Genomic DNA, 17816 nt, shown 5'->3' with positions numbered 1-17816 from the left:
ATATCAACCGTCGGTACACATTGATAATGGGATTAGAAATTCAGCCCCACGCCAACGTAAGCGGTATCCGCTACGCGATTGTCTTTTCCAGCCTCGCCGGACGCCATATTGATATAGCGATAACCGACATCCAACGATAACGGGCGGAACGGCTGCCAACGCACGCCACCACGGGCTTCCACATAGTGATCTACGTGGCTGGAGAACGCGTCCGGCGAGTAATATCCTTCGCCGTACAGAGAAACAGACTGGGCTACAGGTACCTGCAATCCGCCACCCAGCGCGACGCCATAACCATCTTTAAAATGATTTTGGTTAAAATACAATCCCTTAGCCCCCACCTTAAGCGACGCATTACTGAGCGCGAAGGTATAGTCCACACCGCCACCATAGACATTATTGTTGTTCTTATTATCATGTCCCCAACCGACGTTACCAGACAAACCAGGCATGCCCAGACCGAAACCTGCGCTGGCACCGGTGTAATTTCGTCCAGCTTCCCCAGAAAGACTGATGGCATGAGCGGAAACTGTTGCCAGCAGCAAACCTCCCGCCAAAGCAATACCCCACTTTTTCATGTCTATAATCCTTAATACGATTAGGTTAAACGCGCATAGCACTGTAATGTTAACAGGCATTTTACCCGAATATTCTGCGGCCAAAAGCGTAAATAACCGCAGCGTAATACGACTGGGCTGAGAATCAGGTGGTTATGCCGGGCTACGCGGTTGCTGTTCCACCCAGGCTTTCACCTGTTGACGGGAGATTTTGATCCCGCCGCTCTTCAATTCGTCCGGTAAAAGATAACAGGCTATCGGACGCTGGAACCCCGCCAGCCGGGATTGCCACCACGCGACTAATTGCGACAACGGCAGATGGTTCGCTACCTCCACCACCGCCACCGGACGCTGACCGAACTCGGGGTCATCCACGGGCACCACGCAGGCGTAGGTCACATCCGGGTGTTGCATCAGCACGGCTTCCACATCTTCAGGTTGAATGCCTTCACCACCGCTGAAAAACTGGTTATCCAGCCGCCCCAGAATTCGCCACTCGCGGCCATCCCACTGCCCGCGATCACGGGTATGAAACCAACCTTTCGCGTCAGTAAGAGGGTTAACCCGCCCTTCGCGCCAGTATCCCAGCGCCAGACAACGGCCACGCAGCAAGATCTCCTCCCCCTCCAGCATGATCTCACGCCCTGCCAGTGGCAACCCAACGCCGTCATGGCCGTCGGCCCGCTTGGCACAGACTGTCGATGCCAGTTCGGTCAGGCCGTAGCCACACCAGCAACGGATCCCCCGCGCTTCGGCCTGTTGCATCAGCGCTGCCGGGATCATCGAACCGCCCAGCAATACCGCCCGCAGGCTTATTGGTGAACGATTCTGCGATAACAAACGCCAGAGCTGAGTAGGCACCAGCGAGGCATGGGTGCACACGCGCAACGCGACATCCAGCGGCTGGTCTGGTTTCACGACCAGTGACGCACCGGCGGCCAGCCAGCGCCAGACGATCCCCTGTCCAGACACATGAAACAGCGGCAGCGACAGCAGCCAGCGATCACCCGCACTGAACGCCATCAACGCCAGCACACCTTCTGCGCTGGCCAGATGGGCTTCACAGGTATGCACCGCGGCTTTCGGCATGCCGCTGGAGCCAGAGGTCAGTGTCATGGTTGCCAGTCGTTGCGCCACCCATGGCAAGGGCGGCGGCATCTCTGGCGATGATAGGGGGGACGGCACATGTAACGGCATGATGCCTTGCGGCCAGCCGTGTTCGCCGGTACACAACCCATACTCGATATTCAGTGACGGCAACAACGCATCCAGCAGCGTATCCGGCAGTTGGGGATTCAACGGCAACAGACGTGCGCCGCACTGCAACAATGCCAGATAACAAAACAGCATTGTGGTGCTGTTTTTACCGCGCAGTGCGACCCCCATTCCCGGCTTTACCCCCTGACGTACAAAGCCGATCGCCAGTTGATTCAGATGTGTTGCTACCTGCTGCCAGGTCCAGATCCCGCTATCGTCAATCAGCGCCGGGGCCATCGGCTGCGATACCGCCCAGTTCCGCCAGGGCCAGTCGCTCAGGCCTGCCATACCTGCTCCAGACGGTCTACCGTCATCAGCGGTAACGTACTATCAGGCCAGGCGCGGACAATCTGCGCCTGCATCAGGTCCAACGTATCCAACCCCGGCAGCACTCCCGGCGTCAGCCAGTGCGCCACCCGTGCCAGTTGCGTCAACCCCAGACTGGACTCAATGCTGGAGCTGATAACCGCCGTCAACCCCGCTTGCTGCGCTTGAGTAGCCAGCTGTCGACAACGGTTCAGACTGCCGGTCAGCGACGGTTTGATGATAATCGCTGCCACCCCCGGCTCGGCTTCCACCTGAAACCCCGGCTCACGCACGCTTTCATCCCAGGCGATAGCAATACCGGTGTCCCTGGCGAAATCGCGCGACTCGTCACGCGTTTTACACGGTTCTTCCAGAAAAGCGATGCGGGCACGATAAGCCGGTGTGACATAGCGAGCAAAGCCGTCAGCCTTCTGCCGTGTCCAGCTACGGTTCGCATCCAGACGCAACCGCAAATCAGGCAAGGCTTCCAGCAACAGATTAACGATCATGCCGTCGCGTACCGCCTCATACAGCCCGACTTTCACCTTTGCCAGTGGCTCGGGCAGATGCTGCAACATGGCAAACAGTTCATCCGGATCGCCACTACACAGCGGTGCCTTACGGTAATCCGCCGCGTTGGGTAACGCCCCGGTCAATTCTGCCAGCGCGCAACTGACACCGAAATCCACCGACGGCATCCCACATTCATCCGGTGTTTGCCCGGCCAGCCAATGTTGTAACGGCGCCTGTGCCGTATTGAATGCCTCTTCAAGCGTTTCCTCGCTGAACTGCGGTAGCGGCGCTATCTCGCCCCACCCTTCCCGCTCGCCATCACGCAAGCGAAGCAGCAGCCCATCACGGGTTTTCAGACGCTGGTTACGCAACACCACCCCGGCGTCCATCGGCACGCTGTAACGATAGAGGGTAGCCTCACGCATCAGGGGTTCCGTTTGAATTTGCTGAAATCAGGCTGACGTTTTTCATTGAAGGCATTACGGCCTTCCTGCCCTTCATCCGTCATGTAGAACAGCATCGTGGCGTTGCCTGCCAGTTCCTGCAAACCCGCCTGCCCGTCGCAGTCTGCGTTCAGCGCCGCTTTCAGGCAACGCAGCGCCATCGGGCTGTTCTGCAACATCTCACGGCACCAACGCACGGTTTCGCGCTCCAGTTCAGCCAGTGGCACCACGGTGTTAACCAGCCCCATATCCAGCGCCTGTTGCGCGTCATACTGACGGCACAGAAACCAGATTTCGCGGGCTTTTTTCTGCCCCACGATACGCGCCATGTAGGACGCGCCCCAACCGCCGTCAAAAGAACCGACACGCGGCCCGGTCTGACCAAAAATGGCATTATCCGCCGCAATGGTCAGATCACACATCATGTGCAGCACATGACCGCCACCAATGGAATACCCGGCCACCATCGCCACGACCGGCTTCGGACAGGTACGGATCTGGCGCTGAAAATCCAGCACATTGAGGTGGTGAACACCGCTGTCATCCTGGTAACCACCGTAATCGCCACGAACTTTCTGATCGCCGCCGGAACAGAAGGCTTTCTCACCGGCACCTGTCAGGACGATGACACCAATACCATCATCATGACGGGCATTGTCCAGCGCCTGAATCATCTCTTTTACCGTTTGCGGGCGAAACGCATTGCGCACCTGGGGACGATTGATGGTGATTTTGGCGATGCCGTCGGTCGACTTGTGATAGAGAATATCGACAAAATCCCCGCTGCAATCGTGCCATGTTACCGGTGCGTAAAGCAGTTCTTCACTGGGATAAAGCATAGTGGATCTTCCTTTCGGGATACGAAATAAACTGGCGAACCCGTTCGGCATAACCTGACGGGTTCGCATGATGAGCGTTGTGCCCGGCCCCCGCCACACTCAGCAGCGGTAAGTGATACTGCGTGGCCAGCGCCTGAAATTTTGTGTCCTGGCTACCACAGAGGTAACCGAATGGAACCTGTAACTGATGCAATGCGTCAACCAGACAAGGCTGACGAGATAAGGATGTCGCCTCCAGCATATCGGCGACGGCAGGCCCGTGGTTGTTGCTGCGCAGTGCTATCAACGTTGCACGCTGCTCCGGTGATAACCGGGCAAAAACCGGCTGTTGATACCAGTCCGCCAGCACACTATCGAGCGGTTCAGCGCGAAAACGCCGCGCCCAGTTGGCATCATGCTGCTGTCGTGCCTCACGCTCGTCTGGCAATGCCAGTCCCGGATGCCCGCCTTCCACCAACAGCCCCTGCAACCCATCCGCAGAACCCTGACAGGCGTGGTACATGGCGATACGACCACCCAGCGAATACCCTAACAACCAATACCTGGCAATGCCTTGTTGCGCCAATAATGTGGTCAACTGCCGACTGACATCGGCGAAATCAGCCGCCTTTAGCAACCGGGACTCACCATGCCCCGGCAAATCCACCAGCAGCAACGGCCAGTCGGTTAAATACGGCAGCACCGGTTGCCAGTCCTCGCCGCTGCCGAGCAGTCCGTGCAGCACCACCAGCCAGGGTTTTCCCGGTTGTGGCTGCCCCAGACGACGGCAATGCATTACCACGCCGACACCTCGGCCAGCAGTTGTTGCAGTGTTTCAGCTCCCGCTTTGGGTTCTACTACCACTTCAAGCAGTGTCGTGCCACCCAACCGCCACCCATTGCTGACAGCTTCCTGTACGTCTGACCATTGCTGCGCTCTGGCATAACGTAGCCCGAACAGCGCCGCCGCATGGCGGAAATCCACCTGCTGTGGCATGCAATAGAAGGTTTCGCGTTGAGCGTCTGGGGTCGGCAATAACGAGAAAATCTGCCCGCCATTATTGTTTACCACCACCAGCACCAGTGGCGCAGGTGGCTGGCGCAATAATGCCAGCCCATTAAGGTCATACAGCGCCGACAAGTCACCGACAATCGCCAGCATCGGCCGGGCGTTAGCACGCTGTACGCCAGCCAGCGTCGACAGCAGCCCATCAATACCGCTGGCACCACGGTTGGCGTACACCGGATACCCAGCAGGTAAACGAGCAAACGCATCCACCAGTCTGACCGTCAGGCTGTTGCCGACAAAGAATTGCCCTTCTGGCGGCAGCAGTTCCGTTACGCGATGCGCCAGTTGCGCCTCACCGAAACCACTGGATAAACGGACGGCAACCTGACGAGCGACCCGTGCCGCGCAAGACTCCACCTCAGGAGCCCAGGCAGGCTGCACGGCCACCGGATGCGCGGCCAGCCAGCCGGAAATATCGGCAACCAGACGACGCCCTCGATGGTGGGCAGGGTCGAGCCGACCCGGCAGTGCATCGACCAACCAGTACTGTTCAGGCGCTATCGTCGCCTGCCACTGCAACAGCCGTTTACCGGTCAGGCTGGCACCAAACTGCACCACAATCTCAGCCTGACGTAGCGCATCCGCTTGCGGGTGTTTTAGCCATACATCGGCGCAGGCCAGCGGTTGACCCGTCTGCGATAAGACATCACCGATAAGCGGCCAGCCGAGCTGACGCGCCCAATCGGCTATCTGCACGCCAGCCTGTGGCGGCACTCGCCCAACCAGCACGACGCCACGCCGTTGTCGCCATTGCGGCCAGTCTGGCTGCATCGATGCCATCGGCAATGCCTGCTCACGCTGCAACCACGGCTGGGGCTGATGCCACCAGTCGCCCAGCGCCTGTAACCAGTCCTGAAACGCGGCCGGATCGTCATCACCGTATAACGGCTCAGCGAAGGGGCAGTTAATATGCAATGCACCGTGGCGCAACTCCCCCAACGCATTATCGAGCGCGGACACCAGCCAGCGAGCGGGAATGTCTGGGGTAGGTCGCGGCAATTCCAGCGTCACCGTCGGGTGCGATGCAAACATACCGGGTTGCCGAATCGCCTGATTCGCGCCGCAATCGATAAGCTCCGGTGGGCGATCTGCCGTCAGTATGACCAGTCGTTCGCCGGTCAATCCCGCTTCAATGATCGCAGGATAAAGATTGGCAGCCGCCGTACCGGACGTCACCACCACCGCTACCGCTTCACCTGAAGCCTTAGCCAACCCCAATGCCAGATGACCAAGACCACGCTCGTCAAAATGGGTATGGCATACCAGCGCCGGATGCGAGGCCGCCGCCAGCGTTAAAGGGGTCGAACGTGATCCGGGCGCAATACAGACATGGCGCACGCCTTGATGGCTCAGCGCCTCGAAAACCACCGTTGCCCAGCGACGGTTAAAAATATGTGTGGACATGATCGACTCAACAACTCCGGTTGCGGGTTGTGGCAATGATTATATTTTTTTTCATCCGGCCAACTTTGATATAAGCCAGTAACAGGCAATAAATCGCGCTATGAAATAGCCTCGTCCAGCAACGATTTTAACCCGGCAGCTTTATTCTCCAGCTCCTGCCATTCTTGCTCAGGATCAGATCCCGCCACGATTCCCGCGCCAGCGTACAGCGTTAATTGACTCTCAGCCACACTGGCAGAACGCAACGCTACGCAAAATTCAGACTGCTGGCGCGACACATACCCTGCCGAACCGGCATACCAGCCACGCTGAAACGGCTCATGCTGAGCCAGAAACGTCCGTGCCTCAGCACGCGGTAACCCAGCCACAGCGGCGGTCGGTTGCAGTAAATACAAACACTCGCTATCCCTGCTACTGCGCAGCGTCGCCTGAATTGTCCGCCGTAAATGTTGTACCTTGCGTAAACGCACAATCTCCGGTGGCATCACATCCAGTGTCAATGCGACCTGATGCAACCGCTGGCAGATATCGTCCACCACCAACATATTTTCACACTGGTTTTTGACATCGTTCATCAGCCAGTCTGCCAATTCAGCGGCTTTTTCATCGTTCTGGTGGCTGGCTACCGTTCCAGCCAGCGCCTCGGTTTCCAGACGGGTATGCCGTCGGCGATAGAGGCGCTCAGGGCTGGATCCAAGAAAGGCCTGATGCGGTGCAAATGCCAGCATAAAATGGTAGCAGTGGTGATTAACGGCACGACTGGCCGCCATTAATGTTGTTGCCCGCAAAGGCTTATCCAGCGATAAGACCGTCGCTCGTGCAGGCACGACTTTTTCCATTTTGCCAGCAGCGATATCCGCCAGTGCCTGATGCAACAACGCAATCCACTGCTGGAGATCAGGGCAGTGCTGGGTGGACTCAATACGGGAATGCAGTTGTGGCAAGGGGTGATGAACTTGTAGCTGACGCAGAAAGTCTTGTGTGTCGCGAGCCTCGGCGCGCAGCGATATATCGCTGAATAAATTCACCCGCAAACGAAGACGCCGCCCTTGCCGTAATAAGGCAATACGCGGCAGAAACAGAAATGAAGACGTGTTGGCTCCTGATGGGCGCTGTTCAAAGGCATTCAACCCCCACAAACGCACGCTGTCATCCACATCATCACGTTGCAGAAATGCCTCGGCGTGGGCGATATCCTCAAACACACGCGCCTGACCACACACCACCGCTTCTTCATCATCCTGACGGTGCTGCCAGTAAAACTGCGGATAAACAGGTTGCGAGGCCAGCCACGCCAGCAATTGCGAACTGTCCTGCAATGACATGGTCAGCGTAATCGCATGAAAACCTGCCTGCTCCTGCAAGGGTTGGTTGAGTGCCTGATGCATCTGGCGCAGCAGGTCGGAGAATTGCAGCACATTCACCCCATAGCCTAACTGAAAGTAGGGAATTATACGGGCCTATCCCCATAAAAAAAAAGTCATTAGCTTGATATCTACCCCGTAATAACCCGCCTATTTACCCATTATTTCTGTATTGAGTTCGCAGTCTGACATATAAAAATGGGGAGTATTTATTTTACCTGTAGCGGCTCGCGTGAATACCGCAAGGCGCCCTAAGCGCCTTATCGCTTAAAAACATATGGTATAAATCACTACCGCACAGAATGAAAAACAATCTGGTGCAGTTAGCATTAAGTGACAAATTTCTTATTACAGACGGCTCTAGAATCTCGTTGCTATCATCAAATTCCACTCCGTTTTATCATAAATTACCTTCTCCTTGCCGGGTTTTTCCCGGCATTTTTTATCTGTACATGCAGTGTGGGATTCGTGGCGTATTTTCTGCTGAGCGACACGTCCGTCGCCATACCCTCTCTGTTGTCGTAACACTTCCCCTTTCGATAAAACGCCACAATTGTGGTAAAAATACCCTTCTGTCAGGTTCACCGACGATAGTTATTTAGCAATGGATACAATGTTAGGTTCCCTTTTAGGTGCTTTCGCGCGTACTCAGTTGCCGCGATTGGGTGATAACGCGGCGCGCATCGCCATACCGGCCGCCAGTTTTATTGCCGGTCACTTTATCGCCAGAAAAGCATTCGCAGCCCAGAAGCTGCCAGCACCAGGCCTCGCCCTGCCACGACTGACAGATAGCGTCAGCCCTTCTCTTTTTGTCTGTTCATCAGGAGCCTGATGTCATGCCTGCGGTTATCGTGCGTTTTTTCCTGCTGTTTATTCTGTTGTTGCTGCTGATGACCGGCACCTATAGCTATAACTATGTTAATAGCTGGATGACGGAGAAAAAATCTACCCTGACAGACATTGCACAAGGGATGCAAAAGCGTATTGACGCCTATCGCTTTTTTACCGACCAGATTTACAAAAACCTCATCAATGATGCCAGCGCGCCGACTCCTCCTAACGTCAATCTGATTACGCTGATGCCGAACGTGTTTTACGTCGAGAAAAGTGGTCATAAAACCGATGCATTGGTATTCGGCCCCTATGACAAGAGTACCCTCGGCACCATGCAACGGATGTCGCAATATCTGGATGTATTATGGGGCGCGAAGACGGATATCTACTCGATGTACTACCTCAACGGGCAGGACAATAGCCTGACGATGATATCCACCCAGCCGCTGAAAGATATCTCGTCACAATTCCGTGGTAGTTATTTGTCATCAATGGTGGAGTCACGCAAAGCCGAGATGCTACAGCAGGCGAATACGCTGGATGAACGTGAAAGTTTTTCCCCTTTGCGTAAGCTGCGTTTTTACAACGATTACTATTTTACGCTGCGCACCACCTTCAATCAGCCTGGACATCTGGCGACTGTCATTGCATTTGATCTATCAATCAATGATTTAATTCCGCACTCGCTATCTCAAGACGGTTTCATCCTTCGCCAGCAGACACCACCGGTCAACGCCGACGCCAGCGCTGATACCGACATTCCTACCGACATTCGTCGCCAGGGCTCCCTGCTGGAAATCTCCGCCCAGTTAATGAACGCGCCGATTAAGCTGGTGTATGCCATTCCGTTGGGCCGACTGATGGCGGATATGCTACGCAATAATATCTGGCTGATTGTGATCAATCTGGCGTTACTGTTTATCTCACTGGCGTGGTTTTATGCGTTACGACGCTACTATGCCCGCCCCAAAGATGACCAGTCACATCACCTGCAAGAACAGCAGCGGATGTACAGCGAAATTGTCAGCCGTATCCCGATAGGCGTACTGGTTTACGATTTCAGCAACAATAAAGTGATGGTGGCAAACGCGCTGGCCGAAAGGCTGTACCCGCACCTTAGCCTGAAGAAAATCTCCACACTGGCAGAAGAACATCAGGGGGTCATCCAGGCTACCGTGGATAATGAAATGTACGAAGTCCGCGTTTTTCACAGCCAGCACACGCCTTCACTGTGCCTGTTCCTGTTACGCGAACAGGATCAGGAAATACTGATCACCAAAAAGCTGCAGTTGGCACAGCGGGAGTTCGACAAGAATGTGTCGGTTCGAAAACGCCTGTTCCGCAACCTGAGTCAGGAGTTCCGGCAACCGTTGTCCGCCGTGCACCAATTGGCGCTGGCATTACGTCACATCGACACGCCATCGGAACAGCACAAAGCGCTCCAGACACTGATAGCCGAAACCAGCAGCGCTATCCGCCTGATGGAAAACATCGCCCTGCAGGCACGGCTGGAAACCGCAGAATGGCACATGGTGCATGGTTCGTTTTCACCGCTGACGTTATTCGACGATTTGATTCTGGAACTGCTGCCGCGTATCCAGCAAAAAGGTCTGAAGCTGTTCAATCACTACAAACTGGAGCCACACCAGACCTATCTGGGTGACAGCGAATTGCTGAAGAAAACCCTGTCGTTACTGTTGGATTACTCCATCACCAACACCGATTACGGCAAAATTACCCTATCGTGCGAGCCGTCAACCCATGCGGCTGATCAGTTGCTGATCCGAATCAGCGACACCGGCACGGATATCTCCGGCATGGAGCGAGATAATCTGGTGCATCCGTTCGCCACAACCCCACTTTCTGATCGTTTCCGCCACAATTCCGGATTAACCCTATTTTTATGCAATCAACTGTGCAACAAACTGGGCGGTCAACTGCAAATCAATAGTCGGCCAGGGCTTGGCACCCAGTATGTACTGACATTGAAAATGCAACCGGAACCATTGCCTGCGCAGGAAGATGAGAAATTATTGGACGATATCACACTGCTTCTGAATATCACCTCGGACGAAGTGCGTACCATTGTGAGCCGTATGGCAGGCAACTGGGGCGCGGATGTCGTGGTTTATGACGAGCGGCTGGTGAATCAGGATGCAGATATCACGATTACCGATGACCCCAACCGGGTGAACAGCGATACGTTACTGGTCACCAGTGACGATACGCAGTTGATACCGCTGGGACACCGCCGTCTGCGTACCAACTACAACGTCAGCCAACTGCTGCAGGATGGTCTGCTGAAACTGATCGAACAGCAACTGGAGACAAGCAACGATGACAGCCTGTCTGAAGAACAGGATGATATCGGCTTCTATGTCCGTCAGTTACACAACAGTGACTACTATTCCTTGTTTGTTGATACAGTACCGGAGGACATAAAGAGACTATATACTGAAGCCCAAAATGGCGATTTTTTGTCACTCGCGCAAACCGCACACCGCCTGAAGGGTGTCTTTGCCATGTTGAATCTTCATCCCGGCAAGCAGTTATGTGAAGCGCTGGAAAAGCTTATTACCACCCAGGATCGTGCGCAGATAGAAGACCATCTTCAGCAGATAAACAGTTTTGTCACAGCACTGTTGCAGCCTGGTGGCCAACAATACGAGTAAAAAACAATGAGCAATCTAAACGTAATTATCGCAGACGACCATCCTATTGTTTTGTTCGGCATTAAAAAATCGCTGGAGCAAATCGACTGGATTAACGTCGTGGGTGAATTCGAAGACTCGACAGCCCTGATTAATAATCTTCCCAAACTGGACGCAAGCGTCCTGATCACCGATTTATCCATGCCTGGCGATAAGTACGGTGATGGCATTACCTTAATTAAATATATCAAGCGCCACTTCCCTCATCTGTCCATCATCGTGCTGACCATGAACAACAACCCGGCTATTCTCAGTGCCGTGTTGGAATTAGACATTGAAGGGATAGTGTTGAAGCAAGGAGCACCGACTGACCTGCCCAAGGCGCTGGCCGCGTTACAGAAAGGCAAAAAATTCACGCCGGAAAGCGTCAGCAAGGTACTGGAAAAGATCAGCGCCAGCGGCTATGGCGATAAACGCCTGTCGCCGAAAGAAAGTGAAGTGTTGCGTCTGTTTGCCGAAGGCTTCCTGGTGACTGAAATCGCCAGAAAGCTCAACCGCAGCATTAAGACTATCAGCAGCCAGAAGAAATCGGCCATGACCAAACTGGGCGTGGACAACGATATTGCGTTGTTAAACTACCTCTCCTCTGTCGGCGTATCGCCGTCTGACAAAGAGTAATCATCTTGTCGGCAAACAGGCTTGTTTGCCGACCCCTTCTTTCCTTGTGACTTTGTGACGGGATCGTCAAAGACCGCGTGACAGTTATACCGTATTCCCCTGCCTGACCAGATTACTGTAATACGACAGTGACTGTTGCAATGTATCCAGCGTCACCGGTTTAGACAGGCAATTATCCATCCCGGCCTGCAGGCAGCGTTGCCGCTCTTCGGCTAATGCGTTAGCCGTTACACCAATCACCGGCAGTGTCTGCCCCATTTCACGCAACCGCTGGGTGAAACGGTAGCCATCCATATTCGGCATGTTGACGTCAGTGAGAACGATGTCTACCGGTTTTTTCGCCAGCACATCCAACGCATCCAACCCGTCATTGGCCGTAATCACCTGATACCCGAGCGAACCGAGCTGGTCAGCCAGCAAACGACGGTTAATCGGATGATCATCCACCACCAGCAGGCGAATATCGCCATTTTCAGTACGACTGTAACTGACCGTTGACAGGGAAGTCGTTGCCGTCGACAGCGCTTCTTCCCCCCGATAAATACGCTGCAACAGCGTCGGCAGTTCATGTAATACGGCGGTACTGTAGAGCCAGTACCCAGACCGAATCTCCTGAGCAGAACCGGCATGCGTTCCACTGATTTCCACACAGGCGTGCGCATTCGATTCAACCGCTGGTGGATTGTCTACTATCATGATGTCATCGTGGTTTACCGTGAGCCCTTCTTCGTAGCGCTGAACGTCCAGAGCGCAGAACTGGAGTAACTCCAGCAGATAGCGCTCCATCAATGCATTACGAATCTGTAGCCAGCAGGTTTTTCCCTGCACATCCGGTAATTCGACGGTCTGCGGATAGCTCGCACGGTAAAGCGGAATACGAATGCCGAATTCGCTGCCCAGCCCCGGTTCGGATTCAATCGTAATGTCGCCATCCATCAGGCTAACCAGTTTTTCACAAATCGCCAGCCCCAACCCGGTCCCCTGAAAATGGCGCTGCACACCGGTTCCAGCCTGGAAGAACGGGTCAAACAACTTCATCACCGCACGGGTATCGATTCCCACCCCGGTATCCCGTACTTTAAACACCAGATACCCTTCATCGCTGCACACCACCTGAAACACGATACAACCGGTATCGGTGAACTTGATGGCATTGCTGAGCAGATTACTCAACACCTGTTGTAGCCGCACCGCATCCCCCATTAATTGCAACGGGACGTCAGGGGCGATATAGCAATACAATTCGAGGCGCTTTTTCACCACCAGCGGCAGATAGTTACTCACGATGTGATTGATCATCTCACGCGGTGCAAACTCGCTGGGCTCAATCTTCAACTGTTCCGATTCAATCTTCGAGAAATCAAGGATATCGCTGATGATCTTCAGCAGTAGCGATGAAGAGTTTTGCATTGCCTCCACCAGCCGGTTGGCATCCGAGGGCAGCGATTTAGTCTGCAGCAAGTCCAGATTACCGATAATCCCATACAGAGGCGTGCGTAGTTCATGGCTGACTGTCGCCAAAAACATCGATTTGGACTGGCTGGCCTGCTCGGCGGCATTCGCCATCTCCTGCAATGACTCTTCCATGCGCACCCGGGCGCTGACGTCAAGCAAGACACAAATGGCCACATTCTCGTTGCGATAGCGTGAGTGTACGAAACTGATTTGCAAATGGTGATTGCGCCCGGTCACCACATCCAGCGATTTGGACTGCTGCTCGCAAATGATACGAATAATGCGTACCCGGTCCTCATACGTCAGGAGACTGAGATAATTGTGCGCCAGCTCATTACTGAGGATATTGGTGCCGTCGCTAATCCTTAAAATACAAATCCCGACGGGTGCCGAGGCCACGATTTTACGGTTAAATTGCTCATTCTCTTCCAGTTGGAACGCGTTACGCTCCGCTGGCAAAAAGATCTTTCGCTCAAAAAGGCGCGTCAATAAAAACAAGCAAATAGCCGAGATCAGGTTCAACAACGCAATATTGATCATCAGCGTATTGAGCGACATCAGCAGCACTTCCAACGGCAGTGAATACACCACCGCCATTGATGTCGGCGGTAACGCCTTTTTCATCAACAGTGCGCTATACCCTTCGCTATAGCCGAAGTAATTGTTCGAGTCGGGATAGTGGCCAGGAATATTACCGCCAGACTGGTTATTGGTCAGTTGCAATAAGACGCGGTCATTCTGGTCTAACAATCTGACGCTAAACGGCAGGTCACCATTGAGCATGAAATCATCCAGCCTGATGGTCTGCTCGATCCCCATCATGGTGACCAGATGATTATCGACATAAACCGGCGTCAGCGCGTACAGATACCCCACTTCCGGCGTCGGCCCTGGCGTCACCCAAAACAGGCTCTCTTCGCGGCGATTGCCGGTCAGGTTGGACTTCTGGTTCTGTAACCGCTCCTGCACGCTTTTCAACAGGCTATCGCTATCCAGCGATTGATTGCGGATACTAAAATCAACGAGACATTGCTGGCTGCCATCAACAAAAAAGATACGGTTAAGGTCATAAACCGACGAAAAGTCATCATGCCATTGTTCAAAGAAACCGCTCAGTGACTGCAACTGAGCGGGATTCTTTGCATACTGCTCGGCGCAGTTAAACGTGGGTGATAGCGGGTAAAGAGAAAATGGCGTTTTTTTGGCCGCTGGCAGACGCTCACGAGATAACGTCGGGGTACTAAAGCGGTTGGCGGCGATATACCGTAATTCGCGTGCCACGTCCGTGGTATGGCGGATATACCCCAGCGACTGTTCAAAATTGAGTGAGAAAATCTGGCGCAGGTGCGATTCCCGTTGATTCAGTTCTTTGTTCACGTAAAAAACTGAAATCAGTGCGCCAAGAATCCACAGCGTGGTCGCCAGCACCCGGAACATATACCGGGAGACTTTGAGGGTAGTCTGAAAAGAAGCGATAACTTTCAAAGGGATACCGTAGAGGTTGTCAGCACGGGAAAACACGGTCAGAACCAGCCGATACAGTACCGATCCTGCATAAAAAAAGCCAGCGCATCAGGCGCTGGCTCTTGCGGGCTTACCGGCAGGAAAATTTACCTGCGGGTCTATTTACCTACAGGACTATTACCTGCAGGACAAAGCATTACTCATCGTCTGCGAGGATATCATCATCGCTGTCCGGCTCGTCGATATCCTCTTGCGGTAGTTCACCGTCAACCGGCACTACGCTATCGAGTTCATCGTCTTCCACCGGCTCAGCCACACGCTGCAGACCGACCACGCGTTCTTCCTCAGCGGTACGGATCAAGGTGACCCCCTGAGTATTACGGCCAACAATGCTGACCTCGGATACGCGGGTGCGCACCAGCGTACCCGCATCGGTGATCATCATGATCTGATCGGCGGTATCAACCTGCACCGCACCGACCACTTTACCGTTACGCTCGCTGACCTTGATGGAAATAACGCCCTTGGTGGCACGCGATTTCACCGGGTACTCGGTCACGGCGGTACGCTTACCGAAGCCGTTCTGCGTCACGGTCAGAATATCGCCTTCACCGCGTGGAACAATCAGCGACACGACGCGATCGTCATCCTGCAGATTGATGCCTCGCACCCCGGTCGCGGTACGTCCCATCGTGCGCACTGCGGACTCAGAGAAACGTACCACCTTGCCTTCGGCGGAGAACAACATCACTTCGTTGCTGCCGTCGGTCAGATCGACGCCAATCAGCTCATCACCGTCATTCAGATTGACCGCGATAATACCTGCGCTACGCGGACGGCTGAACTCAGTCAGTGCGGTCTTCTTGACCGTACCGCTGGCCGTCGCCATGAACACATTCATCCCTTCTTCGTACTCGCGTACCGGCAGAATGGCGGTAATACGTTCATCCTGTTCCAACGGCAACAGGTTAATAATCGGACGACCACGCGCACCGCGGCTGGCTTCCGGCAACTGATAGACCTTCAGCCAATAGAGGCGACCACGGCTGGAGAAACACAGGATAGTATCGTGAGTATTCGCCACCAGCAGACGGTCAATAAAGTCCTCTTCTTTGATGCGAGCGGCAGATTTACCCTTACCACCACGACGCTGGGCTTCATAATCGGTCAACGGCTGATACTTCACATATCCCTGATGCGACAGGGTCACCACCACGTTCTCTTGGGAGATCAGGTCTTCAATGTTGATGTCGGCGCTATTGTGGGTGATCTCGGTACGGCGCGCATCGTTATACTGCTCGCGAATCGCCACCAACTCCTCACGGATAACCTCCATCAGGCGCTCAGGGCTACGCAGGATAAACAACAACTCGGCTATCTGCGTCAGCAGTTCTTTGTATTCATCCAGCAGTTTTTCATGTTCCAGACCGGTCAGTTTCTGCAAACGCAGATCCAGAATCGCCTGAGCCTGCTGCTCGGTCAGGTGATATTTGCCGTCATGGATACCGAATTCCGGCTCCAGCCATTCCGGACGCGCGGCGTCATCACCGGCACGTTCCAGCATCGCGGCCACGCTGCCCAGTTCCCACGCCTGAGCCACCAACGCAGTTTTTGCATCAGCCGGGGTCGAGGCATGACGAATCAGTTCGATAATAGGGTCGATATTAACCAGCGCAATCGCCAGACCTTCCAGGATGTGGGCGCGTTCACGCGCTTTGCGCAGCTCAAAAATGGTACGGCGCGTCACCACTTCACGACGGTGACGAACAAACGCCGCCAGAATTTCCTTCAGGGTCATCAGCTTCGGCTGTCCCTGATGCAACGCCACCATGTTGATGCCGAACGACACCTGCATCTGGGTCTGGGAATACAGGTGGTTGAGCACCACCTCGCCCACGGCATCACGTTTGATCTCAATGACGATACGCATGCCGTCCTTGTCGGACTCATCACGCAACGCGCTGATACCGTCGATGCGCTTGTCTTTTACCAGTTCGGCTATCTTTTCAATCAAACGTGCTTTGTTCACCTGATAAGGGATTTCATGCACGATGATGGTTTCGCGACCGGTCTTGGCATCCGCTTCGACTTCGGCGCGCGCACGGATATACACCTTGCCACGGCCAGTACGGTAGGCTTCTTCAATGCCGCGTTTGCCGTTGATGATAGCGGCAGTCGGGAAGTCCGGCCCTGGAATATGAACCATCAGCCCTTCAACGCTAATGTTCTCATCATCGATATAGGCCAGGCAGCCGTTAATCACTTCAGACAGGTTATGGGGCGGAATGTTGGTCGCCATCCCCACCGCAATCCCGGAAGAGCCGTTAACCAGCAGGTTGGGGATACGGGTGGGCATCACGTCCGGGATCTGTTCTGTGCCGTCATAGTTGGGCACAAAATCCACGGTTTCTTTGTCCAGATCGGAAAGCAGTTCGTGGGCAATCTTCGACATGCGCACTTCGGTATAACGCATCGCCGCGGCGGAGTCGCCGTCGATGGAACCGAAGTTACCCTGCCCGTCTACCAGCATGTAGCGTAACGAGAACGGCTGGGCCATACGCACAATGGTGTCGTAAACCGCGCTATCACCATGTGGGTGATATTTACCGATAACGTCCCCGACCACACGGGCCGATTTTTTATAAGGCTTGTTCCAGTCGTTACCCAGCACACTCATCGCGTACAGCACGCGGCGGTGTACCGGCTTAAGACCATCGCGAACGTCCGGTAACGCACGCCCGACGATGACGGACATGGCGTAATCCAGATATGAACTTTTCAGCTCTTCCTCGATGTTGACCGGTGTAATTTCTCTGGCTAGGTCGCTCATGGAGCCGCTATCCCTCTATTCACATCTACCCGATTTTAAAAGGTGGAAAATGATATCATAAACCGGGGTTTCAGGGGAAACTTCGCGCCGGTTTGCTGGCGCTTCTTTACCAGATGCAACGCATTTCATTGCGGCGGTGTTACCCCCATCACAAGACGCCGCGAGTTATCAAAC

General features: G+C 54.3%; 12 protein-coding genes. 3 read left to right on the top strand and 9 right to left on the bottom strand.

What is annotated here, in order from left to right:
• Positions 1–32: 32 nt before the first annotated feature.
• The 7 genes from FAZ14_RS18365 to menF all read right to left on the bottom strand — a co-directional run bounded on the left by FAZ14_RS18365 (position 33) and on the right by menF (position 7790).
• A complete protein-coding gene (locus tag FAZ14_RS18365) occupies positions 33–578 on the bottom strand; it encodes a YfaZ family outer membrane protein (RefSeq protein WP_038925172.1) in 546 nt (181 codons plus the stop codon).
• Between the two features lie 132 nt (positions 579–710).
• Positions 711–2102: an o-succinylbenzoate--CoA ligase gene (gene menE / locus FAZ14_RS18360; RefSeq protein ID WP_038925171.1), complete on the bottom strand. Its 1392-nt coding sequence runs from the start codon at positions 2100–2102 to the stop codon at positions 711–713.
• On the bottom strand, positions 2090–3058 hold the full coding sequence (menC, locus tag FAZ14_RS18355) for an o-succinylbenzoate synthase (RefSeq protein WP_016942024.1): 969 nt from the start codon (positions 3056–3058) through the stop codon (positions 2090–2092). Before menC ends, menE begins: the two co-directional genes overlap by 13 nt.
• Positions 3058–3915 carry a 1,4-dihydroxy-2-naphthoyl-CoA synthase gene (gene menB / locus FAZ14_RS18350; RefSeq protein WP_012883812.1) on the bottom strand — a complete coding sequence of 286 codons (858 nt, stop codon included), beginning with the start codon at positions 3913–3915 and terminating at the stop codon, positions 3058–3060. The genes menC and menB overlap by 1 nt, the downstream gene beginning before the upstream one ends.
• Positions 3899–4690 (bottom strand): 2-succinyl-6-hydroxy-2,4-cyclohexadiene-1-carboxylate synthase, encoded by a 792-nt coding sequence (gene menH / locus FAZ14_RS18345; protein WP_153508998.1) that lies wholly within the window; start codon positions 4688–4690, stop codon positions 3899–3901. The genes menB and menH overlap by 17 nt, the downstream gene beginning before the upstream one ends.
• Positions 4690–6366, bottom strand: coding sequence for a 2-succinyl-5-enolpyruvyl-6-hydroxy-3-cyclohexene-1-carboxylic-acid synthase (gene menD, locus FAZ14_RS18340; protein ID WP_153508987.1), 1677 nt, complete (start codon positions 6364–6366; stop codon positions 4690–4692). Before menD ends, menH begins: the two co-directional genes overlap by 1 nt.
• Positions 6367–6464: 98 nt before the next feature.
• Positions 6465–7790 (bottom strand): isochorismate synthase MenF, encoded by a 1326-nt coding sequence (gene menF, locus FAZ14_RS18335; RefSeq protein ID WP_153508986.1) that lies wholly within the window; start codon positions 7788–7790, stop codon positions 6465–6467.
• A 553-nt stretch (positions 7791–8343) separates the two neighbouring features.
• Here menF and FAZ14_RS18330 point away from each other — a divergent pair.
• Genes FAZ14_RS18330 through rcsB form a run of 3 tightly spaced genes read left to right on the top strand, consistent with a single transcriptional unit; the run spans position 8344 to position 11893 of the window.
• The gene (locus FAZ14_RS18330; RefSeq protein WP_153508985.1) at positions 8344–8562 is read left to right on the top strand and encodes a hypothetical protein; all 219 of its coding nucleotides are present in this window, start codon (positions 8344–8346) and stop codon (positions 8560–8562) included.
• 4 nt (positions 8563–8566) lie between these two features.
• A complete protein-coding gene (rcsD, locus tag FAZ14_RS18325; protein ID WP_038925164.1) occupies positions 8567–11236 on the top strand; it encodes a phosphotransferase RcsD in 2670 nt (889 codons plus the stop codon).
• Between the two features lie 6 nt (positions 11237–11242).
• A complete protein-coding gene (gene rcsB, locus FAZ14_RS18320) occupies positions 11243–11893 on the top strand; it encodes a response regulator transcription factor RcsB (protein WP_016942029.1) in 651 nt (216 codons plus the stop codon).
• Between the two features lie 84 nt (positions 11894–11977).
• Here rcsB and rcsC read toward each other — a convergent pair whose 3' ends face one another.
• On the bottom strand, positions 11978–14869 hold the full coding sequence (gene rcsC / locus FAZ14_RS18315) for a two-component system sensor histidine kinase RcsC (RefSeq protein WP_153508984.1): 2892 nt from the start codon (positions 14867–14869) through the stop codon (positions 11978–11980).
• Between the two features lie 139 nt (positions 14870–15008).
• On the bottom strand, positions 15009–17642 hold the full coding sequence (gyrA, locus tag FAZ14_RS18310) for a DNA topoisomerase (ATP-hydrolyzing) subunit A (protein ID WP_153508983.1): 2634 nt from the start codon (positions 17640–17642) through the stop codon (positions 15009–15011).
• Positions 17643–17816: the final 174 nt, after the last annotated feature.

The organism is Dickeya oryzae (genome assembly GCF_009372235.1).
Taxonomy (GTDB): domain Bacteria; phylum Pseudomonadota; class Gammaproteobacteria; order Enterobacterales; family Enterobacteriaceae; genus Dickeya; species Dickeya oryzae.
Note: the sequence above shows the minus strand (reverse complement) of the source record. Positions and strands in the feature narration are given on the sequence as shown.

Excerpts from the sequence above, each read along its gene's own strand:
- FAZ14_RS18365 (WP_038925172.1), bottom strand. The coding sequence starts at position 578 with ATGAAAAAGTGGGGTATTGCTTTGGCGGGAGGTTTGCTGCTGGCAACA.
- menE (WP_038925171.1), bottom strand. The coding sequence starts at position 2,102 with ATGGCAGGCCTGAGCGACTGGCCCTGGCGGAACTGGGCGGTATCGCAG.
- menC (WP_016942024.1), bottom strand. The coding sequence starts at position 3,058 with ATGCGTGAGGCTACCCTCTATCGTTACAGCGTGCCGATGGACGCCGGG.
- menB (WP_012883812.1), bottom strand. The coding sequence starts at position 3,915 with ATGCTTTATCCCAGTGAAGAACTGCTTTACGCACCGGTAACATGGCAC.
- menH (WP_153508998.1), bottom strand. The coding sequence starts at position 4,690 with ATGCATTGCCGTCGTCTGGGGCAGCCACAACCGGGAAAACCCTGGCTG.
- menD (WP_153508987.1), bottom strand. The coding sequence starts at position 6,366 with ATGTCCACACATATTTTTAACCGTCGCTGGGCAACGGTGGTTTTCGAG.
- FAZ14_RS18330 (WP_153508985.1), top strand. The coding sequence starts at position 8,344 with ATGTTAGGTTCCCTTTTAGGTGCTTTCGCGCGTACTCAGTTGCCGCGA.
- rcsD (WP_038925164.1), top strand. The coding sequence starts at position 8,567 with ATGCCTGCGGTTATCGTGCGTTTTTTCCTGCTGTTTATTCTGTTGTTG.
- rcsB (WP_016942029.1), top strand. The coding sequence starts at position 11,243 with ATGAGCAATCTAAACGTAATTATCGCAGACGACCATCCTATTGTTTTG.
- gyrA (WP_153508983.1), bottom strand. The coding sequence starts at position 17,642 with ATGAGCGACCTAGCCAGAGAAATTACACCGGTCAACATCGAGGAAGAG.